Genomic DNA, 24,768 nt, shown 5'->3' with positions numbered 1-24,768 from the left:
GAAAACCCGAACGATTTCATAAAATCGCTCGGGTTTTACTTTGCATTATAAGGTTTAGTCCCAGCCTCTTATTCATTCAAATGAATCTTTATTCCTTAGTTTGATAATCCGGTAGATGTGACTGACGATTACTTTAATAACCGCGTAAGTCGGTACGGCGATGATCATCGCCAAGATACCACCAAATCTACCGGCAAACAGCAACAGGAATATAATCGTAATCGGATGGACTTGTAATTTTTTACCCATAACCTGTGGTGAAATAAGATTACTTTCAATCTGTTGAATAACCACTACTATGATGATAACTAGTAGTGCCTGAAACGGTGAATCGAGTAAACCAACAATTACACCTGGAAGCGTTCCGATCCATGGTCCAATAAATGGAATGAAGTTCGTTAAAAGGGCTACAACGGCTAAAATTAGCGAGAATCGTAAGTCGATAATGGTGTAACCAATATAAACAAGCACACCGACGAAACAACTAACGATAATTTGTCCTTGAATATAAGAACTAAGCGCTGAATCCATGTCATCTAAGATTTCAACCGCTTCATCTTTATAACGCTTAGGTAAGAAACCAATGATTCGACGTGGTAGTAGCTCACCATCTTTTAATAAGTAAAATAAAATGAACGGTACCACAATGATGGTGATTAAGACGTTTGCAATGACTCCGATATACTCTGTGATTTGTGAAGCAATTTGCGAAAGAATTTGATCTAAGTTACTTTCTAAATTGTTAAAGAAATTCGTGATCGCATCTTCTTCAGGTGAAATTCTAGAAAACCAATCACTCGCTTGAATATTGAGTAACAATTGGTTGGCATCATCAATCAAATCAGGAAGCGAGTTGGCTAAATTATTAAACTGCCGTTCTAATTCTGGAGCGATTAGCATAATCAGCCCAGTCACAATCCCAATACCAGTTAAAAAGACGATAATTACAGATAATGGCCGTGGTATGTATTTCGATGCGAAATCGACGAGTGGCCGAATTAAATAATAGAGAATACCCGCAATAATGATGGGAATGAATAATGTTTGAAATAAGACAAAAATTGGTTCGAAAATGAATCTTACCTTTGTTGCTAGAAAGACAATGAGTAAGATAATAATTAAACCATATCCGATACGAAACCATTTCCCGTTTGGCATAATCGTGTCACCTTCTTTATTACTAATTCATACTATTAACATAGCAATTATTTCCCATTATATCTTAGTTTAAAACAGTTTATAAGATTTTTATATAAAAATTTTGTCAAATCGCTTTAATTTTTCTGAAAAATAGTGCATAATTATAATAGACAGAATTTTCTAAATTTATATAGAGTGGGGGTGGTGGCGGTGCAATCGGTGAAAATGTTAAAACCTTATTATGTCAAAAGAGATGAGACTTATTTAAGGATTATTTTAGCGTTTCAGTATTTTTCGATTGAACGTCATGGCAAGACTTATCATTTTATTCCTTTAGAAGCACGTGAAATTATTATCGATCGATGTAGCGAACAGATTGTCAATACAGATGATCAATTTGTGTTTCAGCATGGTAAGGAATACTTGACGTTGCCACTTTATCAATTAAGGACATTTGAGCAGTTTGAAGCTCAAATAAATGAACTTTTCAAACGATTAAACACAGACTCTTGCGAAGTATCGGAGGAAGAGTTATCGGATGTGATCGCAAGTCTTGAGCATGAGAATTTCATGCGACTAATTAATCAAGCCTTAGAAAACCGAGATCAAGCGATGTTTAACACGTTAACGGCGTATTACAAGTAACGAAATGGGATGGCGACTTCGCCATCCCATTATATTGACTTATGTTTTAAAAATTGCTGAATGTCTTGTTTTTCAATGCCGAGTGCTTTAGCCATTTTGATCAGCTCAACCCATTCTTGATCAAGATAACGTAACGAAGTTGGTGCTGCTTGCTTCATTTTCGTTCCCCCATCCACATGGTGGCAGCCTTGCAATCATAGGTTTCCCCGTAGACCAAAAGCTTTGCGTCCCAACCTTTCAGAAGGTTTGCCTTTTGCACGTTCTTGATATATTAAGTATAGTCTACCCTTTGATATTCAGACTGGCTACCCCTAATCCATCCAAAAGTTTCAACATGTTTTCTGAGGGTTCGCAGTAATCTGCGTACCTTCATCACGATTCACTAAGAAAAGCATTCACTTCCTCGTATATGGAAGACTTTAATTTTGATTTACGGTCTTCGTATTCCGTCTTTAATTCTTGTGAAAGGTGCTGACCAGTCTGATCTGATTGGACATTGCTCTCTAATTCTTGCATAAGTTCAGTGAATTGTTCGTCAGTTTTTTCTTCAATCTCCCGTGCTTTTCGTTCATATTTTAAAAGAACTGCCCCTCTTTTGATCGCATTGTTTGTACTGGTAAGATCAGATTCCACTTGCTTCTCTAATTGATTAATTTCTTCCCAAACAGATTCTTCTAATTGATTGAGTTTGTTTATGTATTCTGTTTTAATATTGCCAGAAGAACTGGCGGTTGTGGCAGGTTTGTGTGTTGCAGCATTTAGAGTGCGTTCTGTCGTTGTGGATATGGATTCAGATGAAGGTTCTTCAATATGTTCTGGGTTATTTAATGAAAAGTTATCAAAAACATGTGTAGTAAGAAGATAAAAAGGGAAGATAATGATTGAAAACAAGAGTAAGCTAATCCAGCGCATCATGAGTCACCTAACTTTTTTACTTCCATCATTACCCTTGATTAATACTTTTATACTTATGGTATTTTTGCGTGCATTTTTTGATATTTTACGACATTTTCAAAAAATAATGCACACAGGTCATTCATGCTTGTTCATACTAGCACAGACAAGGTCATCGGAGATTTCCTATTGTTAAATGAGTGTGCGACAATGACTTGCGTAATACTTTAACATTCTAATACGAAAAGGAGTTTTTAGTCGTGAGTGGAAGGTCAGACAAATCACTAACACGTCAGAAATTAGACAGAACATTAAAGCCACATTGGGTTTGGGCCATTGCGCTCGGGTCATCTATTGGTTGGGCATCATTCGTAATGCCAGCAAACTGGATGGGTGATGCTGGACCATTAGGCGTCATTTTAGGTTTAACAATCGGTGCGCTTCTCATGATCGTGATTGCGATCAGCTATGGTGTGCTCATTCGAGGTTATCCTGTATCAGGTGGGGAATTTGCCTACGCTTTCTTAGGATTGAACAGGACGCACGCATACATTAGTGGTTGGTTTTTAACGCTTGGTTACATATGTATCGTAGCGTTAAATGCGACAGCTTTCTCTTTAATGTTGAAATTCATCTTCCCGGATTTCATCGAACAGGCCAAGCTATATGAAATAGCAGGATGGGAAGTTTATTTAACAGAAATTATTATCACGACATTATTAATTGGTATTTTTGCATTTTTAAATATTCGTGGTTCGACGATCTCAGGTCGTATGCAGTTTATATTTGTAGCTATTTTAATATTAGGTGTTCTAACGATTACGATTGGTATGACTTCAAGTGGTGACACATCATTTAGTAATTTATCACCTGTCTTTAGGCCAGACATGACGGCGTTATCAGCAATTCTGACCATGGTGGCCATTGCACCATTTGCTTATGTTGGTTTCGATAACGTCCCACAAGCAGCGGAAGAATTTAAGTTCTCATCGAAAAAAGCTTTAACATTAATCGTATTAGCGATTTTATTTGCAGCAGCAATTTATTCGATGATGATTGTGTCTACAGGTGTCGCTATGCCATGGCAGGAGCTTTCAGGTGCGAACCATTCATGGGGCACAGGTGTTGTTGTTGAAGAAGTGATGGGAACAGCTGGTTTAATTGTTTTAGCAACAGCCTTATCAATGGGTATTTTCACTGGTTTAAACGGCTTTTTAATATCAGCAAGCCGAGTTTTATTTGCTATGGCGCGTGGAAAAGTCCTTCCTGATATGTTTGCGCGTTTACACAAGCAACATAACACACCGTTTTATGCGATTTTATTTGCGGCCCTAATTTCGATTATTGCACCGTGGTTTGGTCGTGATGTGCTAAGTTGGATCGTTGATATGTCTTCAGTTGGTGTATCCATTGCTTATTTCTATACAACGTACACAGCTTATAGGTTATTAAGATGGAATGATCAAGCACGTGATTATAATCCAGAATTGCATATTATTTCTCCGTGGCGAAAAGTCGTGACAATCATCGGTATGGTATCAAGTATTGTATTCTTAATATTATTGCTATACCCAGCTTCACCAGCTGCGCTTGGACAAGAGTCCTTTATTGCGTTAATTGTATGGGTTGTACTAGGTGCGATTTTCTACATTGGACGCCGCCGAGAGTTATCAAAATATACACGAGATGAATTGGCTTATCTAATCTTAGGAGAAGACCAATATAAATTGAAAAAAGAAGAAGACCAAGAATTCTAGATTAGAATAATTATAAAAACTTGAACAATGTCGACAATTTTTAGGTCACTAAACATGGGATTTTTGATTTATTTTTCAATGAATGTGACATTGTAAATATTATAGGTCTATAATAAAATGAAGGTAACCTCGATCATAAGGTTATTAAGACGCTATCTTATTGTTGCCGCTCATCTCATAGAGATGGGCGGTTTTTTTGTGAACAATGAACTGTATCATCTTATGTAAACCGAAGTGATTTATAAATTTTATTCGTTTAATATGAGGTTTGATTTTACTCGATTAAAAAATGATCTTAAACATTAGGCTAATAAAACGTCATGTTATTGAAGGTTTTGTTTTATTTCATAACGTAAAGATTTTTTTAAGATTCTGGTTAAACTAATCCAAATTGAAATTAATTAGTTATAATAAGACAAAATGGTCAAGAATTTGGATGTTCAAATCATATTTAGGTTGATAGGTTAAAGGGGTTTGATTGCTTCAATCCCCTTGTTTTTTCCAAAATATTTGACAAATTTGTCTCATTCGTTCTTTATTACTAGATACTAATTGAAATCTTACTTATGAATGTTATGATAATGATTGTGAAATATGTTTTATCTAATTAAAAAGTTATTTAAATACGAAAGGCGGAAAGAAATATGAATATTATTGTTGCTGGTGCAGATGGTTTTTGTGGGTGGCCAACCGCATTATATTTATCCAAACAAGGCCATGATGTATCAATTATCGACAACTATGTAAGACGAGATATTGACCAAGAACTTCATTCGAATTCGTTAACACCTATTGCGTCGTTGGACGAGCGTGTGGCGAAGTGGAAAGAGTTAACAGGTAAGGAGATCCGCGTTTACGAAGGGGATCTGACACATTATGATTTTCTAAAGCAAGTGCTTAAGACTGAAGAGCCAGATGCATTCGTACACTTTGCCGAACAGCGCTCAGCTCCATATTCGATGATCGATCGTGAGCATGCTGTGTATACGCAAGAAAACAACGTGACAGGTACGTTGAACGTGCTTTACGGTATTCGCGAAATCGTTCCGGACTGTCACCTAATTAAATTAGGTACAATGGGTGAATATGGTACGCCGAATATTCCAATCGAAGAAGGGTATATTGAAGTTGAACACAAAGGTCGCAAAGATACACTGCCGTATCCGAAGCAACCAGGTTCTTTCTACCACTTATCGAAAGTACACGATAGCCATAACATTACGTTTGCTTGTAAAATTTGGGGCATTCGCGCGACAGACCTTAACCAAGGCATTGTGTATGGTTTAGAAACAGATGAAACATTAATGGACCCTATTTTAACGAACCGCCTTGATTACGACGGTGTATATGGTACAGCCCTTAACCGTTTTATTATTCAAGCAACTGTTGGCGAAGATATCACGGTTTATGGTTCAGGTGGTCAGACACGTGCATTCTTAAACATTCGTGATACGGTACGTTGTATCGAAATTGCAGCGGAGAATCCAGCTGATCGTGGCGAATTCCGTGTCTTTAACCAATTCACGGAATACTTCTCGGTACAGGACTTAGCTGAAAAAGTCCAAAAAGTTGCGAAAGAAGAAGGGTTCGATACGAATATCGCTCATTTAGACAATCCTCGTGTTGAAGCAGAAGATCATTTCTACCATGCTGTTAATACGAAATTACAAGATTTAGGGTTAGAGCCTTATTTATTAGACGAAGATGTCATTCGAGAAATCTTACACGCAGTTGTTGCCCATAAAGATCGCGTTATTAAAGATAATATTTTGCCAACTGTAACGTGGAAATAATAGGCGCATAGGATAAAGGACGGACTTGTTATGCATATACTCATCATCACAGAAACATTTCTACCAGCAACAGATGGCGTTGTGACCCGATTAACGCATAGTATACGTTATTTTATGAAACAAGGTCATGATGTTACCGTTGTAGCCCCAGATTTAGGTGTTAAGGAATTTGAAGGAGCGCAAATTATTGGTCTGCCAGCACGGAAATTCTTGTTTTATCGGTCAAAATTATTTGCGTTTCCTTCCAAACAAGTGCGCACGATTATTGAAGAGCAAGATCCTGATATTGTTCATGTCGTTAATCCTGCATTTGTTGGTGCTTCTGGGGTACACTATGCAAATAAGTTGAACTATCCATTAGTTGCGTCATACCATACACAAGTACCACGTTATGCGGATTATTATAATGTCTCGATATTTAAGCCACTCTTATGGTGGTATTTTAGGAAACTGCATAACAAAGCCGATCTCAATTTATGTACATCGAATGTCGTGAAACAGGAACTTGATGCGCATGATTTCCATAATGTTGAAGTTTGGGAACGCGGTGTCGATACAGAATTTTTCAATCCTGAATACAAAAGTCATGACATGCGTGACAGGTTATCAGGCGGCCAAACCGACAAGACCCTATTACTGTTTGTCGGCCGACTAGCGCCAGAGAAGGAAATTGAAAAAATTCGTCACGTACTCGATTATTCAGATCAATTTGTGTTGGGAATCGTTGGTGATGGTCCGCACCGTGGCGAATTAGAAAAATATTTTGCTGGTACGAATACAGTCTTTACTGGCTTTTTGCATGGTGAGGAACTGGCTAGTGCCTATGCATCAGCTGATGTATTCGTCTTCCCATCGACAACAGAAACGCTAGGATTGGTGCTTTCCGAGGCGATGGCAGCAGGTTTACCTGTTGTCGCAGCCAAAAGTGGTCCAACAGAAGAACAAATTACTGATGAGAAACAAGGTTTGTTGTATGACCCATCAAGTAATGATGACTTTGTGAAAACGGTCAGGAAATTAGAAGATGAGTCATTACGACAACGCTTAAGTGAGACAGCTTATGCGAATATCCAACAAATGGGTTGGGATCGTCAATCACAACAAGCCCTTGATATATACCACCGCGTTGCTGAACAGAAGAAGGGATCCTCATGACAGAAGAAAAGAAACGAAAAAGTGGTATTAAGCAATTTTTCCAATTCAGCGTGATTGGTAGTTCAAACGCTGCAATCGATATTGGCGTACTGAATCTACTTTTGATCTTTTTTCCGACTACCGATACGTTAACGCTGATTCTATTTAACACAACAGCTTACTCGTTATCTGTGTTAAATAGTTATTTATGGAATGCGACTATTACGTTTAACCGTACTTCTAATGGTGCTAATCGCCAACGCGTAGGGTTTATTATTCAGGCTATTATCAGTCTGGGCGTTAATAACTTAATTTTCGTTGCGGTTAATGCCTTGTTCGGCCTATTCGCGATTCCAGCGTGGTTGGCGTATAACATTGCTAAAGGGAGTGCCATGGCGTCATCATCACTCGCTAGCTTCTTCATGATTAAATATTATGTGTTCAAAGATTATCAAATATCGTTACGTAAACAAAACAAAGCCACCAAATTGCGCTAAGCAATGTTGGTGGTTTTTTTGTTGGCTCTAATATATTTGTTGGGGTAGATACACAATTCAGCATGAGGGTTTGATGTCGGCCGTTGGCGTCAGGCGATCCGCTTTCGGTGGATGCTTGCCGCGGGCACGGCTCGAGCCTCCTCGGCCAAAAAGCATGGCCTGCGGGGTCTCGAGACGCGTGCTGTTCCCGCAGGCGTCACCACCTGCGCTCCTCACCTGACACCAACTGAGCGGTTTGATGAGACAAAAAAGCACGCAAACTCCTTATTTGTTATCCTTGTTTTATACCACTAAAACAAAACAAAGGAGCTGCGTGCATATGTATCATAACATGACATTACCAGGAGGGAAAGCTTTCACGTTATTGAAACACGAGAAGTAAATAGCTATTATCGCATCTATATAGAATGTCCATGTGAAACTGTTCACCAATAGCGAATCACAATTCAACAACGGACTTGAATCAAACTTCCACATCTCGTTCTATATATTGGGTTTCGTCGTCTTTGATTGTTACTTGATCGCTGGTTAAATTGACAATCCAGCTTTTAAAGTCTTCTGCATCGGATATAGGAACGAGGACGTGAAAAGTAACATCTTCTGCGTAATCGATCGTGTCGATTAAATAATCATGTGTACGTAGTTCATTTTCTAGTTTGCCTAGCATGCCGTAGTCAGCCTGAATCATGACATTTTGCATCAATGAACGTTTAACAGCGCCAACCGCTCGAATAGCTTCGCTTGTCGCATTTGAGTATGCGCGAATGAGTCCTCCTGCACCTAATTTAATCCCACCAAAATAACGTGTCACCACAACGGTCGTATCTTTCATATCCATTTGTTTTAACACTTCCAGCATGGGTACACCTGCTGTACCACTTGGTTCGCCATCATCATGAGCTTTTTGGATTAAGTTTTGCTCACCAATCATATAGGCCGAGCAGTTATGCGTCGCACTGGCATGTTCTTTTTTTATTTGATTAATAAATGCTTGTGCTTCATCTTCAGTTTCGGTACGCTTAATATGTCCGATAAATCGAGACTTTTGTATGATGATTTCGTGTTCACTTTGTTGTTTTACAGTTAAATAATTTTCTAGCATGTCAGTCATCCTCCTAACCAACTATTATATAAAAACAAGGTTAGCCAGGCAAATTTTGCGGGGATGATTTCTGAAAAATGCATAATTCCTTTTAAGTTTAAGACTTTTGTCATGAATTTTTATAAAATATGAATAAAAAATTTGATCAAGACCCTCAAAGAATTTATAAAACAAGCCGAAAGATATAGTATGAATGATGGAGGAGTTTCGATGTCCAATATTTTAGACCAAGATCAAATGTTAAATAAAATCATCGATGAAATGGTTAATGTCGTCTCAAATAGTAAGGAAGAGATTTTTAACTTAAGTGAGCATTCTAGGCAGGAACAAGAGAAACTCGCGGAAGAAGTGAAGGAAATTCGTAACCAAGTTGATCAAATGATTGCGGATAATGATCAGCTCGAACGTAGGCTTAAATTATCGCGCCAGCGTTTAAGTGATGTTAGCAAAAACTTCTCGCAGTATAGTGAGGAACAAGTCCAGGAAACGTATAATACGACATATGAGCTGCATACGAAACTTGTCGTTCAACGCCAACAAGAAGAAGAACTTGTTAAGCGCCGTGATGAATTGGAAAATCGGATAAGAGCACTTGATGAGAATATTGCCCGCACGGAAAATGTGATGAGTAAGATTAACGTCATGTTGCATTATCTAACTGAGGATTTTCGAGAAGTCAATGATGCGCTCACCCAGGCTAATCAGAAGTATAATTTTGGCCTTAAAATTATCGATGCTCAAGAAGAAGAGCGTCGAAAACTGTCGAGAGATATACACGATGGACCTGCCCAAATGCTAGCGAATGTCATGATTCGCTCGGACATTGTGACGAAGACGCTTCGTGAGCGAGGCATTGATGAGGCGACGAAGGAAATTAAAGAAGTGAAAGAGCTCGTGCGTAACGCATTATATGAAGTGCGCAAAATTATTTATGACCTTCGTCCAATGGCACTCGATGATCTTGGCTTAGTGCCGACGCTTCGTAAATATTTGAAGACGGTTGAGGACTATCATGAAATTAAGGTTGAATTTAAAGCGAAAGAAAGTAACAAGCGTTATAATCAGAAATTTGAAGCGGCTGTGTTTCGTTTAGTTCAAGAATCCGTACAAAATGCCATCAAGCATGCTGATACGAGCTTGATTGAAGTGATTTTTGAAGAAACTGTTCAACAAGTAAACGTCCAAGTGATTGATCATGGTAAAGGGTTTGATATCGAAACAGAAAAGGAATCATCATTTGGTCTAACAGGTATGAGAGAACGTGTCGATATGCTTGGTGGTACGATTGAGTTGAAATCGGAACAAGGACAAGGAACAAAAGTATTGATGCAATTGCCTGTACAAGGTGAAGGCGAAGGGTAATGTTATGAAATAGGCTTTCCATCATTAGCTAAATTTCATTATATTTAATAAATTTTTAACTTTTTTGTATGAAAGATTACCCATAAGCCGATAATTGTAGTATAATAGGTTGTACATTTCTAGGGAGATTTTACGGCTTGAGTAAAGGTATCAGTCGAAGGAGGAGTACCATGGCAACCCGTATCGTTTTAATTGACGATCACAAACTTTTCCGTGAAGGAATCAAGCGAATTTTAGAATTTGAAGAAGGCTTCGAAGTCGTAGCAGAGGCTAGCGATGGATCAGAGGCCGTTGATACGATTAAACAACACGAACCAGATATTGTGTTAATGGATATTAATATGCCAGAAGTAAATGGTGTCGAAGCGACGCGTCAGTTAGTCGACCAATTTGATGATTTGAAAGTCATTATTTTGTCGATTCATGACGACGAGTCGTATGTGACTCATGCGCTTAAATCTGGCGCTTTAGGTTATATGCTGAAAGAAATGGATACAGAAGAATTAGTGAATGCGATTAAGATTGTAAGTGAAGGTGGATCCTATATTCACCCGAAAGTAACGCATAATTTATTGCGTGAATATCGCCGTTTATCAGGTGAACCGACTGATAATTCAGATGTTGCATTCGAATATATCGAATACCGAAAACCTCTTCATTTACTTACTCGCCGTGAATGTGAAGTCTTACAACTGATGACCGATGGCCGTAGTAACCGCGGGATATCAGAAGACTTATTTATTAGTGAAAAGACAGTTAAAAACCACGTCTCGAACATTTTACAAAAAATGAACGTGAACGACCGTACCCAAGCAGTTGTTACAGCAATTAAAGAAGGCTGGGTACAAGTTAGATAATATGATTAAATGTAACCCCTTACGCTACCAGGCGTAAGGGGTTTTATGCGTTATGCGGCTTTTAGATTGTTAAACATTTAGAGGGGATTGTTTAATATTTCGGAGGGATTGTTTAATAAAGCGGAGCGATTGTTAAACAATATATCGATATTGTTTAACAAAAGGATTAGAATGTTAAATATAGGCTGTGGATTGTTAAACAATGTGAGAACATTGTTTAACAATCTCGATCAAAAATCTAAAATCAAAATGAATGTTCATTCAAATTATCGGTGCAAAAGGAAGAATAGTGTTGTAGAATGGATGATAGAGGGAGGTCGTTGGCATGAAGATTGCAGTTTTAACTGATAGTACATCATACATACCTCAAGAAGAACGTGACAAATGGAATATATTTATGGTGCCACTTAGTGTGACATTTGAACAGGAAACTTATCGTGAATTAATAGATATAACGACAAGCGAATTTTATAACAAAGTAAGAGAAGCTAAAGAGTTGCCGAAAACGAGTCAGCCTGCAGTGGGGGATTTTGTTTCGATATTTGAGGAAATCGCACAAGATTACGATGCGGTGATTTCGGTACATTTATCAAGTGGAATTAGCGGGACTTACCAAGCGGCCATGTCAGCTGGTGATATGGTAGATAATTTGGAAGTTTATCCCTTTGATTCGGAAATTAGCTGTATGGTTCAAGGGTTTTACGCGTTGGAAGCGGCAAAAATGACGCATGAAGGTGCTCCTGTCGATGCGATTATGGAACGTTTGCATGAAATGAAAAATAGTTCGCGGGCGTATTTTATGGTTGATGATTTAAGTCATCTAGCACGAGGTGGTCGATTAACTGGCGCTCAGGCTATGGTTGGTAGTTTACTGCAAGTGAAGCCACTCCTGCATTTTGAAGATACGAAAATTGTTCCGTTTGAAAAAATTCGGACAAGCAAAAAAGCGTATAAACGGATGGAAAATTTACTCGCTGAAGATGCAAAAAACGCTGAGCAACTACGAGCAGTCGTGATTCACGCTGAACGTGAAGAGCTTGCCCAAAACTGGATGGACGAACTAGATTCGAAATTCCCTAATGTTGAATTTTCATTAAGCTACTTCGGTCCCGTGATCGGTACGCACTTAGGAGAAGGCGGCATTGGACTTGGATGGTACCGAGTGAATTAACGCTTAAGATCAGGAAACAGCTGAGCGCGCTCAGCTGTTTTTAATTTATTTAAGATTGTCAGATAATCTCTATCAATTGTTAAACAATCCTAAGAAATTGTTAAACAATCTGGCTAGTTTGTAAAAAATAATTTTTTGAGCGAAAAAATCGCTAAAGTCTCTAATTTATTTAAATAGGTCATTTAAGATATAAAAAGCTTAATAATCCTATTACTTAGCGTTTTTTCATAGACTATGCAACCTTTGGTGATCGCACTATAATGGTAGTTAAAAAGGAGAGCTTTTGATGACGACCATTTTGCGAGAGAAATCACCAGATTTAGAATTGCTGGAGGTGGTCATGCCACGACTTGATGCTTCTAGTCCTTACTTTAAAGAATTAAAAGAACGTTACCTGATTGAAAGTGCGGGATACGAAGGAGAGCAATCAATCTATTATTATATTAACCAAATTCAATCAGATTTTTTCCATTTGCATGGTTTGTATTTCCAAGCCCATCGCTCAAAATGTCAAATTGACCATCTCTTAATCTTCCCGCATTGTATCCTCATTTTAGAAACGAAGCACTATAAAGGTGAGCTTCGTTACGAGTCCCAGACAGGTGTTTTTGAACAAAAAGTTGGTAACCGCTCAGTACGACGGCGTGATCCTATAGCACAAGCTGAAATGCAACGTCATAAATTAACCACATTGATTGAGAGTAGTCCTTATCCTCTTCCGCCGATTCAACCACTAGTTGTCCTTACCCATGATGAAGCCATCCCTACAATTGAAGGAAATGAACCCAACATGATCATTAGCCAAAGATTGCTTCAACGGATAGATGAGGTTTTAATGACTTATGCTGAAACACATAACCAGAAGGACTATCTCGAAAATCTAGCTCAATTTATAGTAAGTCATCATGAAAATAGGCAGTCTCAACTATTAAACGATTATCCTAGTATTTTAGCGCATATTAAGTCAGGCGTTCTATGCACAGGATGCGGCGATGTATTTATGGAGCGAACCTACAGTACTTGGGTTTGCCAAACCTGTCATCACCGAGATCGATCAGCTCATATCCCTGCTTTACGAGCGTGTCGACTAATTTTTGGAGACAATGTGACTTGCCAATTAGTTGCCAAGTTTTTAGCCATACCTCCGCATACTGCTCGCAGATTACTAAAAAGAACAGCTAAACAGATTGGCGAAAAACGAGGGACCTCTTATATACTCATGTAATCTGCGTTCCATGATTGTTAAACAATGTTATAACATTGTCTAACAATCTCCGGAAGTTATTTCACAAACTGAATAGAATGTTTAACAATCTCAGGTTACTGTCTCACAATCCCCATTAATTGTTTAACAAAGTCCCCAGATTATTTAACAATCCAACCCAAGGAGGTTTCAACTCAATCATGCATGTACCCCCGTTAATCGAAGACATGGCACGAAAATTTTCCGGTAAATTACTTCTCAAATCTGAATTAAACATCTCCGAACAGCGCCTGAATTACCTGGCCAAACACGGCTACATACTTGGAATCCCATCTATCCAGACAAAATTCACTCTCCACAAATGCTTTAGATGCTTCAATATGAAACAATCCCTATTCGGTAAAATCCCGCACCAACCGAAACCTATCATCTACTGCAAACAATGTATTCAAATGGGGCGCACAAGTACGCTCGAGCCACTATACCAATGGACAGGGCCAAAGCCGACACGTCACTACCCGAAAAATCCACTTAAATGGCGAGGCAATCTCACCCACCTCCAACAACGAGCTTCTATCCAACTCGTCAAAACAATCCAACAAAACGACCAATTATTAATCGACGCCGTCTGTGGTGCTGGGAAAACTGAAATGCTTTATGAAGGTATTACGCACGCTCTTCAAAACCACAAACGAATCTGTCTCGCGACTCCACGCTCAGACGTCGTCAAAGAATTGGCCCCTCGCTTAAAACACGACTTCCCAACGATTCACTTAGCTGCTCTTTACGGTGGCAGTCCCGAACAGGATCTCAATAGCCACCTCGTGATCGCGACGACGCACCAATTATTACGTTATCAAAACTCCTTCGACGTCATGATCGTTGATGAAGTCGACGCATTCCCATATCATCATGACAAAATGCTCCCAAAAGCCGTCCGGCGTGCGATGAAACCAGATAGCGCGACGATTTATCTTACCGCCACTCCGCGATTCAAACAAAAATGGCTGATCAACACGAATCAACTGCCGACCGTCTCAATCCCAGCGCGTTATCACGGTCACCCCTTACCAATCCCCTCAAAACAAATGCTCTTCCGTCTCACCAAACAACTCGAAGACGAACAACTTCCACCCAAAATCACGCAATGGATCAGTTCCAAACAACAAACCAATCGCCGTTTTCTCCTATTCGTCCCCACAATCGCACTAGCCGAACAACTTGCAACAAAACTCGACCTACCCTACGTTCACGCCGAAAGCCCTGATCGTCATCACCTCATTCAACAATTTCGCACTCAGTCAACCTCAGCCCTGATCACCACAACCATTCTCGAGCGGGGCGTCACGTTTCCTTCGATTGACGTCGCGGTTATTCAAGCTGACCATCACGTGTTCGATGAAGCAGCACTTATCCAAATCGCTGGACGTGCAGGAAGGAGCGCTCAAGATCCGACAGGTGACGTGACATTTTTTTATGAACAAACCACTGAGGCTATCAATCGAGCGACGACTTACGCGATCCGTAAAAATCTTGAAGCGAAAGGCCAATCATCATGAACTGTTATATTTGCCAAAACTCAACCGAACCTGACACCACTTGGGCGACTCTCTTGGTCACGAAAACTCGCCCGATTTGCGAAGACTGTGAGCAACTACTTCCAACGATATCAGGGCCATCATGTCCTATTTGTATGAGACCAAGCCCCCAAGCAAAAAAATGCCCTGACTGCCACAAATGGTCAGAACATTTCACCGTCGACCCATTAAAACGAAACATCTCGTTATATCGTTACACCCCAGAAATGAAAGCCATCATAAGTCGTTTTAAATATCGGGGCGACTACGAAATCATTCACGCGTTCGAAACCGCCATCCAATCCACTTACAAAACCCATTTCAACGACCAACCGACCACCATCCCGATCCCACTTCATCCAGTACGCCAGCAACAACGCCTATTCAACCAAGCCGAAGCCATTGCCCAAAAATTAATCCAACCTTATCACACGAATATCCTAACCCGCCAAGACAACACCAAACAGTCGAAAAAGTCACGCTACGAACGCATCACATCGCTTAATCCGTTTACAGTCACCAAACAACCACCAGAAAAAATCCTCCTGATAGACGATATCTACACAACAGGTACAACCCTCCGCCAAGCCGCCGATCTCCTCATTAAACATGGAGCAAAATCTGTCGAATCATTCACATTAATTCGCAGTTAAGTCTTTGTTTTCGAAACCTTAACCATTATAATAGTAGATAATACATAATCGAGGGGGAGAAACACCATGGCAGATTTAGCCAATTGCCCACGCTGTGGAAACCTATTCGTCAAACAAAATCAGGATGTTTGCGCAGATTGTTTTAAAAAAGAGGAAGAGGATTTCCAGACAGTTTATGAATTTATGCGTAAAAAGAAAAATCGCATGTCGACGATGAATGAAGTAGCTGAAACAACAGGAGTTGATAAGCACCTCATTCAAAAGTGGTTAATTCAACGGCGCATTCACCCAGGTGAATTTCCGAACTTAACTTACGATTGCGAACGTTGTGGCACGCAAATTTACGAAGGTCGTTTATGCCTAAACTGTGCTGGCGATTTGCAAAATGACCTTAAAGAAGAAGCGGGCGCGAAAACGATCGCTGAACAAGAACAAGAAAAACGTGACGCGAAAGTTTATTATAATGTCCAACAAGAAAATAAATGGCGAGACTAAACATCCGTATGAACCTTCCGATATTATAAATAGACGGAAGGTTCGTTTTTAAATACAAACTGAGCTGAACGATATATTAGCCAGTTTCGTTTAGAAAGGGTGAAAGAGGATGAAAGTCAATCCAACGAATCAAACGCATTTAAATCCCTATCAAAAACAAATCCAACAACAACCGGCGAAACAGCCGAATGCACAGTCAGATAAAGTGGAAATTTCCAATCGCGCTAAAGCGATGCAAGATAATCATATTCAGAAAGCGCGCGATGAACACGTGCAAAACGTCAAGCAACAGGTCCAAGATGGCAATTACGACGTTGATTTAAACAAGACCGCTGAAAAACTGGCCTCATTCTTCCGGCCTTAAAGGAGGCATCACATGTCAATTGATGCGATAATCGAAAAGCTTGGAAAAATTCAACAACTTAATGAAAGCTTACTTCAGCTGTCCAAAGATAAAACAGAACGACTAAAACAAAATGACCTCGAAACGTTTAATCAAATGCTGATTAAAGAACGAAAACATGCGCAAGCACTTGACCAACTCGAGACGAAACGAGTTGAAGAAACTGAAGCATGGTTTCAAGAAAAAGGAATCAGTGACGAGCGCACGATTTCAAACCTTATTCAGACCGTAGACGACCCAGAGAAAAAGGAACATCTTGAAGCACTATACGAAAAACTCGTCTACACATTAGCTGATTTAAAGCAACAAGAACAGCTGAATCGTGATTTAACTGAGCAATCATTACAGTATGTTGAATTAACCCTAGACATGTTACAGCCGAAGCATCAAAAAGACTTGAACTACCATAAACAGCAGCAATCGAATCAGTCTACTGATCGCTCGATTTTTGATTCAAAGGCTTAGTTTGAGAGGAGCATAAACGATGGGAGCAACATCGACATTTCATGGGCTTGAAGTCGCACAACGCGCATTAGCTACCCAGCAATCCGCGTTACATACAACAAGTCATAATATCTCGAATGCTAATACAGAAGGTTATTCACGCCAGCGTGTGAACTTTGAACAATCCAGTCCATTCCCAGCGCCAGGACGTAATCGCCCTGAAATTGCCGGTCAACTTGGAACAGGTGTTGAAGCGGGTCAGATTCAGCGTGTGCGGGATCAATTTCTTGATTTTCAATACCGTGCTGAAAATAACCAAGCCGGACAATACGAAGCTAAAGCTGACGCACTGGGTCGAATGGAAGAAATCATGAATGAACCAAGTGATTCAGGTTTAGCTAAAACGATGGATCAATTTTGGGAAGCCACACAAGATGTCGCGACAAACCCTGAAGACGGGGGCGCACGTCGTGTTATGGTGCAGCGTGCTGAAGCTGTATCGGAATCCTTTCAATATTTAGATGGCAAATTAAAAGACGTTCAAGGTGAATTACAAAACCAAATGAACACAGGTGCAGACCAAGTTAATAATCTATTAACTCAAATTCAAGACTTAAATAGTCAAATTGAACGTGTTGAACCGAATGGTGATTTGCCTAATGACCTCTATGATAAGCGTGATTTAGCAGTTGATGAACTATCGGAGTATGTTAATGTTGAAGTTAACTACGAAGATACAGGGGGCAATTCGAAGGCCAATGCTCAAGGAACAGCATCAATCACGTTACTTAATGAAGATGGAAATCAAGTGACAGATAGTAATGGCGATCCTGTCGAACTTTTGACTTCTCAGGAACAAAGCGGAGAAGATGGTCAAAACGAGATTAACGAACTAGGTTTCAATTTCGGTGGGACAGCAGAAGATGAAAATGGCAATGAAATTGATTTGAATAACGATGCCATTGTGAATTCCGTTAATGTTGGTGAAGACGTTGAGATCGCAGCTAGTAACTTCGAATCATCAGGTTCATTAAAAGGCTTAATGGAATCAAACGGCTATTATACAGGCGAAACGAATGGAGATAATGAACCTGTTTATTCAGGTGATTATGTCGACATGATCGATAGTATGGATCAACTCGCTCATTCTTTTACTAATGCATTTAATGAGCAACATCGAGAAGGTTATGGACTTAATCAAAATGATAATGGCCAAAACTTTTTCGCAGATCTCGATGACGTTGAAGGAGCAGCAGCGAACATTGGTGTTGCAGAAGCGATTCAAGAAGACGAAGACTTAATCGCAGCTTCCAGCGAACCAAATGAATCCGGAAACGGTGATAATGCCTTAGCTTTATCTGATGTACGTAACGAATCAATGGGTGATGACCAGACAATTAAGTCATTTTATGAAGCGCAAATCGGCGACCTAGGTGTTAAAGCGCAAGAAGCCAATAGGATGGCTGAAAATACCGGAAGTTTACGTGAATCAGTCGACCAAAATCGTGAATCGGTAAGTGGTGTATCATTGGATGAAGAAATGTCAAATATGATCCAGTTCCAACACGCTTATAACGCGGCTGCACGTAGCATGACGGTCGTGGACGAAACGCTCGATCGCATCATTAACCAAATGGGAATCGTCGGAAGGTAGGTGAATCGTAATGCGCGTCACACAAAGTATGCTAAGTAACAATATGATGAATAACATCCAGAAAAATAACTCCGAAATGCAAAAGTATATGGAACAAATGTCGACGGGTAAGAAGATTAACCGCCCATCCGATGACCCCGTCGTTGCAATGAAAGGTGTTGATTACCGTTCAGAGTTGTCGAAAGTCGAACAGTTCGAACGGAATATGTCTGAGGTTAACACGTGGATGGACTCTTCAGACGAAGCAATGAATGAAGCGGGACAAGCGCTAACGCGTGTGCGTGAACTTGTCCTTCAGGCAAGTAACGATTCTTATGAGGAAAATCAGCGTGGCAATATGGCAAGTGAAGTCGATGAAATCAAAAATCACTTACGCGAAATTGCGAACACGAAGGCTAATAATAAATACATTTTTAACGGCACGAATACAGAGAATGCTCGTTTTAACGAAGATGGTTTTGTTGAAGCTCACAACGAAAATGGTGACCTTGTTCCCGTTATTAATAACGCAGATGATGTATTGAATGAAATTGCTGGTGAAAACGGTGATTTAGCTGATTTGAACATTGATGATCCTGAAATTGAACGCAGTATTGATCAAATGAGAAATCATGATAATCTCGATATCACGACAGTAGATGAAGCTGAGGATTATATGAATAACAACATGCCTGAACCCAACAACAACGATGTCAACATCGAAGTATCAGATGGCGTTGATCTTAAAGCTAACACTAATCCTTCCAATGCGTTTCCAGCCGAGATGTTCGATGAGTTAAACAATATTGTTAACAAATTAACTCAAGATGATCCACCACTAAATGGTGATGATTTCGATGAGCATCTCACAACCTTAGATCAGTTCTCACAAGATCTTGTGAACGAACGGGCAGACCTAGGTGCGCGCATGAACCGAGCTGAATTAATCGAAACGCGCCTATCGCAACAAGAAGTGACAACTACAGATTTAATGACGCAAAATGAAGACGCAGATTTAACGGAAGTTATTACAAACTTGCGCATGCAGGAAAATGTTCACCGCGCTTCATTAAGCGCAGGTTCACGCATTATCCAACCGACGTTAATGGACTTTTTACGATAATCACAGTAGCTATCTGTTCCCGGCAGATAGCTTTTTCTACATAGAAACGAGGTGTTAACGATGCAATTACCTCCAATATCTTATACCATTCAGCGTGGCCAAATTGGAATCGATACACAAGATGCACAACTTGATATCACGCAACAAGATGCCGATCTCCAAATTTCACAACCTGAAGCAGACCTAAATATCGAAACAACGCCATCAAAACTCACGATTGACCAAACTGAAGCATTGCGAGATATGGGCATTATTAGTGCCGAAGAATCAGCGCGCCAGAATGCTCAAGAAGGCCGACAAACAGCCCAAGAAGGCATTGCTCGCCGTGCCAGTGAAGGTGACGAGATGATGAAGATTGAAAACGGAACGGATGCGATTCAAAACATTGTTGAACGAAATATTCCGAACCCCCGCCAAGACTTTAATATCGGCTGGATTCCGTCATCCCATTTTGCAGTCGATATCAATTATCAACCAGCGGAAGTAAACATTGAAGCAACACCGAACGAACCTATCATTAATGCAACACCGAATAAACCACAACTCAATTATCAACGTGGTGATGTGAATACAAGTCTAGCTCAAGAACCACATTTTGATATTAACGTGGACATGGAAAGCTGGCGACAAAGCCAATATGATTATAAAATCTAATCAACCAAAGGAGAGTCACGCATGAACATTGAATCCGTTTATTTTGGCGAAATCGACGTCAAAGATGAACAACTAATCACATTTGAAAACGGCATACCAGGCTTTCAAACAGAAACAGAGTTCGCTTTATTCGACTTAGAAGGAAATCAAGCCTTTAAAATTATGCAATCGACTAAAACGACTGAACTGGCTTTCGTCTTAACTAATCCATTTCTAATTTATCCAAATTACGAATTCAAACTTGATGACGCAACGGTTGAACAATTAAAGATCGAAAAGGGTGAAGATGTCGTTGTCTGGGCAATCGTTACCGTTCAGGAACCATTCGACCAATCAACGATGAATTTAAGTGCCCCAGTTGTCATTAATCGAGCTAATCAACAAGCCAAACAAATCTCACTCGTTGGAACCGACTATCATACTAAACATCCCATCAAAGGAGGAGAGCATCATGCTCGTGTTAACACGTAAAGAAGGCGAAGCCATCCAAATCAACGACGACATTTCCATCAAAGTCGTAAGCGTAGAAGGGGATCAAATCAAACTCGGCATCGATGCTCCCAAACACGTCGACATCCATCGCCAAGAAATCTACCAACAAATCTTGCAAGAAAACCAACTTGCAAGCCAGCTCACAACTGATTCTATAAATTTATTAAAAAATCAACAAAAAGACTAAAGAATGGACATCCCTTGTCGATATTATAGACATAAGGACATCAGTCAAACGTCGGCCGACAAACAGACTGTTAACTTAAATCGCCACAAGGACGTGGCCTATACAAACATTCAGGGAGGAATTTTAAAATGATTATTAACACTAATACGGCGGCGATGAATACGCACCGCCAAATGGGAATCAACCAAGACCAGCAACAATCAGCAATGGAGAAACTATCTTCAGGTCTTCGCATTAACAAAGCAGGAGACGACGCAGCAGGTCTTGCGATCTCTGAGAAAATGCGCGGTCAAATCAACGGTTTAGACCAAGCAAGCCGTAACGCGCAAGACGGCATCTCAATGATCCAAACAGCTGAAGGTGCACTAGATGAGTCACATAGTATCCTACAGCGTATGCGTGAACTATCTGTACAATCTGCCAACGACACGAACGTTGATGCGGACCGTGAAGAGCTTCAGAATGAAATGGACCAATTATCTGAAGAGTTAAACCGCATTTCTGATAATACTGAATTTAACACTCAAAATCTTTTAGATGGTAGTATGGAAGGAACATTCCAAATCGGTGCTAACGAAGGGCAAAATCTAGATGTTCAGATTGGTGACATGAGTGCTGAAGGATTAGAGGCTGGTACTTCTGAAACTATTTCAGGTGCAGATGTTGATTTGGACGATAGTTTATCTGGGTTAGAAGGCGAATCGTTAAATGTAACATCATTTGATGCTGTTGATATGGACGATACGACTGATGCAAATGGTATTGAGGCTTCATATGGATTAGAGAATTCAGATGGAGAGCTTGTAGCAGTAAGTGAAAATGGAGAAGATTATTTTGCTATTGAAGGCGGAGCTAAAAGTGTAGAAGATCTAGATGGACAAGATTATGATGAAAATGGAGCTTTAGATTTTGATGGGACTTACACTCATGGTACTGTTGAAGTTGGTGCAGATGGGGATGAAGTAACTGCCTCAAGAGGGATAGATATTAACACTCAAGAAAGCGCAAATGATGCACTTGCTACTTTGGATGGTGCAATTGAATCAGTATCTTCACAACGTTCAGAGTTAGGTGCGGTTCAAAACCGTCTAGAACATACAATTTCAAATCTAGACAACTCATCTGAAAACCTATCAGCTGCAGAATCTCGTATTCGTGATGCTGATATGGCAGCACAAATGATGGAACAGACACAAGCAAGTGTCAAATCTCAAGCTGCTCAATCAATGTTAGCACAAGCGAACCAACAGCCACAATCAGTATTACAACTGCTTGGCTAATTCAATTCTTAATGAAAAGGACTCCAGTTATTCTGGAGTCCTTTTAACTAAAATATAGGGGACAGTATTATGGCGAATAATGCATTAGAAAAAGATATATTAGAACAGTCCATTGTTTTACTAAAAAAAATATATAACGATTTAAATAATGAATATTATGAAGAAATAGAGAAGTATTATCACTCAGTACACAGAGGTATTAAATCATTTAAAAAATCAAATGCTAACATAAATAAGCCCGAAACACCATTTGGAACCAAAATAGCAGTTGTCGAACAAAAGGATAAAGAAATTTTGAATATAATAGAAAACCAGAATTGGTCTGCAGCACCAAAACTAATTAATCAATTGTATATTCAGTTTACTGATTTAATACAATTTGTTGACCATAAAGATTTATACATAAAATATAAAGTGAATACATTTTCTAAGTACTTTGAGTACTTCGATGAATTAGGTTACTATCATAATATAAGAGAAAACTTAGACATTAAAAAAGTGCAAAAATATTGGCGGAAATATTTCTATAAAAATATAGATCCATCTTTACATATTGCCTATGCTAATGTGTATGGAGACACAAATCCACGATTAATTCATCAATATGAGTTCAATGAACTTGTATTACCAGAGTTAACTCCTCTATATTTTAATGGTTTTTATTCTGATAAAAATGTTTATGATTTATTGATTACAAGTGAACACCACCCAGAGAATGTTTTGAAAAGAGTGAATGGGCAGTACTTTAACGAAGAGAGTAACACTATTTCTCGTGAAGAAGCTCTTCATCTCTATAACTTAACTAAAGAAGATATTATCGCAAAAAAAAGCTATGCCAATGATGGTCATTCAGTTGATAAGTTGAAATACATTGACAACGTCTTCTACCATAATAATAACTTAGCTAATTTAAATTATCTTGAGGAACATTGGGGTGAAGATTTTATTCTGCAAAAGGTTATAAAACAGCATGATATTATGGCTGCACCTCATAAAGATTCGGTTAATACATTACGCATGGTTACCTTACGTTGGGGAGATAAGATTCATTATTTACTCACCTATGCGCGATTTGGCTCTGATGGATCAGCCAAAGATAATGGGGGAGAAGGAGGCATTTGTGTCGGAGTATCGCCAGAGGGTTATTTTAAATCATTTGGAATAGGTCATAAAGGACAAGTGATATATACACATCCCTCGACAGGGTATGACTTCTCGAATTTAGGTAAAGTGCCTAACTTTGATAAATGTGTTGCATTTGTGAAACAATTACACGACCGAATATTACATCATAATTATGTATCGTGGGATATAGCAATCGGCAAAAAAGGTGAACCAATTTTTATTGAGATGAACTTTAGGGGCCCTGTTTGGAAGTATCAATTAGCAAATGAGCAATCTCTATTTGGCGATTTGACTGAGGAAGTATTAGAACATGCTGCGCGAAAGATTCAAAATAAGAAAAACAACTCAACTTCAGTTAAGGATGATTAAATGAAACTTATAGTCAATGATCAAATATTTGAATTAAATAATAATACTTCGGTACTTGCTGAAATGGAATCTAAGATTAATACCTACATCCACAACCAAAAACTTCATTTCAGTCATTATGTTGTCGATGGTATAGAGGTATTCGAGAACCAAGCGGAATTTTTCAATAAAAATATAGAACGAATTGAAACGGTTGAAGCCGTGGTACTAACCATGGAACAATTCATTCAGAATGTGATTGATACTGTTCAACAATATTTAAAACAAGCACTGCCTGCTATCGATGAATTCACAGAGCATTTATATGATGGTAGTGAAGAAATCGGTTCTAATAAAACGGTTCAATTAACTCAAGCATTAGATTGGATTATCCAATCAGTTATTACTATTGACTCTATACCTCAAAAACCAACTGATTGGGATACAATAGTACAATATGCCACCGATTTAAAACCAATTTTACAAGAGATTGTAGAAGTTTTAGAAAAGAGAGATCCTGTTTTATTTGCTGATATATTGCAATATGAAGTTTCTCCTGTTTTAGAAGTGATTGAAGAAAAACTACAAGATATGATGAACCATGAGAATGTGTAAATATGCTAGTTGATAATTAACAAAATGTACTTAATAAATTTGTAACAAGTTTATTAACAGAGAATAAAGGGATCATTGAAAAAGTTAGTTTGGATAATCACTTTTAAAATATTTCAACTTAATAAATATATCATCGATAATATTAAGTATATAATTCTTAGATCTTTAATTAGCCGATACAAT

Annotated in this window: 26 protein-coding genes and 1 riboswitch; of the genes, 22 read left to right on the top strand and 4 right to left on the bottom strand. The window is 39.1% G+C overall.

Translation table 11 applies throughout. The annotated features are described in order from the left end of the window. Positions 1-72: 72 nt before the first annotated feature. Positions 73-1,158 carry an AI-2E family transporter gene (locus J2S77_RS08215; protein WP_306976333.1) on the bottom strand — a complete coding sequence of 362 codons (1,086 nt, stop codon included), beginning with the start codon at positions 1,156-1,158 and terminating at the stop codon, positions 73-75. 192 nt (positions 1,159-1,350) lie between these two features. On the opposite strand from J2S77_RS08215, the gene J2S77_RS08210 reads away from it, so the two are divergent. After that, positions 1,351-1,785 (top strand): IDEAL domain-containing protein, encoded by a 435-nt coding sequence (locus J2S77_RS08210; RefSeq protein ID WP_306976331.1) that lies wholly within the window; start codon positions 1,351-1,353, stop codon positions 1,783-1,785. A gap of 29 nt (positions 1,786-1,814) precedes the next feature. Here J2S77_RS08210 and J2S77_RS08205 read toward each other — a convergent pair whose 3' ends face one another. Next, entirely contained in the window at positions 1,815-1,943 is a 129-nt protein-coding gene (locus J2S77_RS08205; protein WP_306976329.1) for an anti-repressor SinI family protein, read from the bottom strand. 20 nt (positions 1,944-1,963) lie between these two features. Next, positions 1,964-2,046, bottom strand: a riboswitch (cyclic di-GMP riboswitch). Positions 2,047-2,157: 111 nt separating this feature from the next. Continuing rightward, positions 2,158-2,697: a hypothetical protein gene (locus tag J2S77_RS08200; RefSeq protein ID WP_306976327.1), complete on the bottom strand. Its 540-nt coding sequence runs from the start codon at positions 2,695-2,697 to the stop codon at positions 2,158-2,160. A 242-nt stretch (positions 2,698-2,939) separates the two neighbouring features. Between J2S77_RS08200 and J2S77_RS08195 the strand changes: the two genes are divergently transcribed. The 4 genes from J2S77_RS08195 (at position 2,940) to J2S77_RS08180 (ending at position 7,860) form a co-directional block, all read left to right on the top strand. Next, a complete protein-coding gene (locus J2S77_RS08195) occupies positions 2,940-4,436 on the top strand; it encodes an APC family permease (RefSeq protein WP_306976325.1) in 1,497 nt (498 codons plus the stop codon). A 644-nt stretch (positions 4,437-5,080) separates the two neighbouring features. Further along, the gene (locus J2S77_RS08190; protein WP_306976324.1) at positions 5,081-6,229 is read left to right on the top strand and encodes an NAD-dependent epimerase/dehydratase family protein; all 1,149 of its coding nucleotides are present in this window, start codon (positions 5,081-5,083) and stop codon (positions 6,227-6,229) included. Positions 6,230-6,259: 30 nt separating this feature from the next. Then, positions 6,260-7,384 (top strand): glycosyltransferase family 4 protein, encoded by a 1,125-nt coding sequence (locus J2S77_RS08185; protein WP_306976322.1) that lies wholly within the window; start codon positions 6,260-6,262, stop codon positions 7,382-7,384. Next, positions 7,381-7,860 (top strand): GtrA family protein, encoded by a 480-nt coding sequence (locus J2S77_RS08180; protein ID WP_306976320.1) that lies wholly within the window; start codon positions 7,381-7,383, stop codon positions 7,858-7,860. Before J2S77_RS08185 ends, J2S77_RS08180 begins: the two co-directional genes overlap by 4 nt. Positions 7,861-8,323: 463 nt before the next feature. Here J2S77_RS08180 and J2S77_RS08175 read toward each other — a convergent pair whose 3' ends face one another. Then, on the bottom strand, positions 8,324-8,962 hold the full coding sequence (locus tag J2S77_RS08175; protein ID WP_306976318.1) for a YigZ family protein: 639 nt from the start codon (positions 8,960-8,962) through the stop codon (positions 8,324-8,326). Between the two features lie 210 nt (positions 8,963-9,172). Between J2S77_RS08175 and J2S77_RS08170 the strand changes: the two genes are divergently transcribed. The 17 genes from J2S77_RS08170 (at position 9,173) to J2S77_RS08090 (ending at position 24,585) form a co-directional block, all read left to right on the top strand. After that, positions 9,173-10,324: a sensor histidine kinase gene (locus J2S77_RS08170; protein WP_306976317.1), complete on the top strand. Its 1,152-nt coding sequence runs from the start codon at positions 9,173-9,175 to the stop codon at positions 10,322-10,324. Between the two features lie 170 nt (positions 10,325-10,494). Continuing rightward, positions 10,495-11,181, top strand: coding sequence for a response regulator (locus J2S77_RS08165; RefSeq protein ID WP_306976315.1), 687 nt, complete (start codon positions 10,495-10,497; stop codon positions 11,179-11,181). A 325-nt stretch (positions 11,182-11,506) separates the two neighbouring features. Next, on the top strand, positions 11,507-12,352 hold the full coding sequence (locus J2S77_RS08160; RefSeq protein ID WP_306976314.1) for a DegV family protein: 846 nt from the start codon (positions 11,507-11,509) through the stop codon (positions 12,350-12,352). Between the two features lie 286 nt (positions 12,353-12,638). Further along, the gene (locus J2S77_RS08155; RefSeq protein ID WP_306976312.1) at positions 12,639-13,577 is read left to right on the top strand and encodes a nuclease-related domain-containing protein; all 939 of its coding nucleotides are present in this window, start codon (positions 12,639-12,641) and stop codon (positions 13,575-13,577) included. 179 nt (positions 13,578-13,756) lie between these two features. Next, positions 13,757-15,115 carry an ATP-dependent helicase ComFA gene (locus tag J2S77_RS08150; RefSeq protein ID WP_306976311.1) on the top strand — a complete coding sequence of 453 codons (1,359 nt, stop codon included), beginning with the start codon at positions 13,757-13,759 and terminating at the stop codon, positions 15,113-15,115. A 134-nt stretch (positions 15,116-15,249) separates the two neighbouring features. Further along, on the top strand, positions 15,250-15,786 hold the full coding sequence (locus tag J2S77_RS08145; RefSeq protein ID WP_306976310.1) for a ComF family protein: 537 nt from the start codon (positions 15,250-15,252) through the stop codon (positions 15,784-15,786). Positions 15,787-15,852: 66 nt separating this feature from the next. Continuing rightward, a complete protein-coding gene (locus tag J2S77_RS08140) occupies positions 15,853-16,281 on the top strand; it encodes a TIGR03826 family flagellar region protein (RefSeq protein ID WP_306976308.1) in 429 nt (142 codons plus the stop codon). 109 nt (positions 16,282-16,390) lie between these two features. Beyond that, positions 16,391-16,645 (top strand): flagellar biosynthesis anti-sigma factor FlgM, encoded by a 255-nt coding sequence (gene flgM, locus J2S77_RS08135; protein WP_306976306.1) that lies wholly within the window; start codon positions 16,391-16,393, stop codon positions 16,643-16,645. A 12-nt stretch (positions 16,646-16,657) separates the two neighbouring features. Then, positions 16,658-17,149 carry a flagellar protein FlgN gene (locus J2S77_RS08130; protein WP_306976304.1) on the top strand — a complete coding sequence of 164 codons (492 nt, stop codon included), beginning with the start codon at positions 16,658-16,660 and terminating at the stop codon, positions 17,147-17,149. A 19-nt stretch (positions 17,150-17,168) separates the two neighbouring features. Continuing rightward, positions 17,169-18,782, top strand: a complete 1,614-nt coding sequence (gene flgK / locus J2S77_RS08125) for a flagellar hook-associated protein FlgK (protein WP_306976302.1) — start codon at positions 17,169-17,171, stop codon at positions 18,780-18,782. A gap of 10 nt (positions 18,783-18,792) precedes the next feature. Next, positions 18,793-19,884, top strand: a complete 1,092-nt coding sequence (gene flgL / locus J2S77_RS08120; protein WP_306976301.1) for a flagellar hook-associated protein FlgL — start codon at positions 18,793-18,795, stop codon at positions 19,882-19,884. Positions 19,885-19,944: 60 nt separating this feature from the next. Continuing rightward, complete coding sequence (locus J2S77_RS08115) at positions 19,945-20,538, top strand: DUF6470 family protein (protein ID WP_306976299.1); 594 nt, start codon at positions 19,945-19,947, stop codon at positions 20,536-20,538. A gap of 21 nt (positions 20,539-20,559) precedes the next feature. Further along, entirely contained in the window at positions 20,560-21,009 is a 450-nt protein-coding gene (gene fliW / locus J2S77_RS08110) for a flagellar assembly protein FliW (protein ID WP_306976298.1), read from the top strand. Continuing rightward, positions 20,990-21,217, top strand: coding sequence for a carbon storage regulator CsrA (csrA, locus tag J2S77_RS08105; RefSeq protein WP_306976297.1), 228 nt, complete (start codon positions 20,990-20,992; stop codon positions 21,215-21,217). The genes fliW and csrA overlap by 20 nt, the downstream gene beginning before the upstream one ends. Before the next feature lie 128 nt (positions 21,218-21,345). Beyond that, positions 21,346-22,497, top strand: coding sequence for a flagellin N-terminal helical domain-containing protein (locus J2S77_RS08100; RefSeq protein WP_306976295.1), 1,152 nt, complete (start codon positions 21,346-21,348; stop codon positions 22,495-22,497). A 69-nt stretch (positions 22,498-22,566) separates the two neighbouring features. Further along, the gene (locus J2S77_RS08095; protein ID WP_306976294.1) at positions 22,567-23,991 is read left to right on the top strand and encodes a sugar-transfer associated ATP-grasp domain-containing protein; all 1,425 of its coding nucleotides are present in this window, start codon (positions 22,567-22,569) and stop codon (positions 23,989-23,991) included. Continuing rightward, positions 23,992-24,585, top strand: coding sequence for a DUF8042 domain-containing protein (locus J2S77_RS08090; RefSeq protein WP_306976293.1), 594 nt, complete (start codon positions 23,992-23,994; stop codon positions 24,583-24,585). The last annotated feature ends 183 nt before the right edge of the window (positions 24,586-24,768 follow it).

The organism is Alkalibacillus salilacus, assembly GCF_030812915.1.
Taxonomy (GTDB): Bacteria; Bacillota; Bacilli; order Bacillales; family Alkalibacillaceae; genus Alkalibacillus; species Alkalibacillus salilacus.
This window is presented reverse-complemented; position numbering and strand designations above follow the sequence as displayed.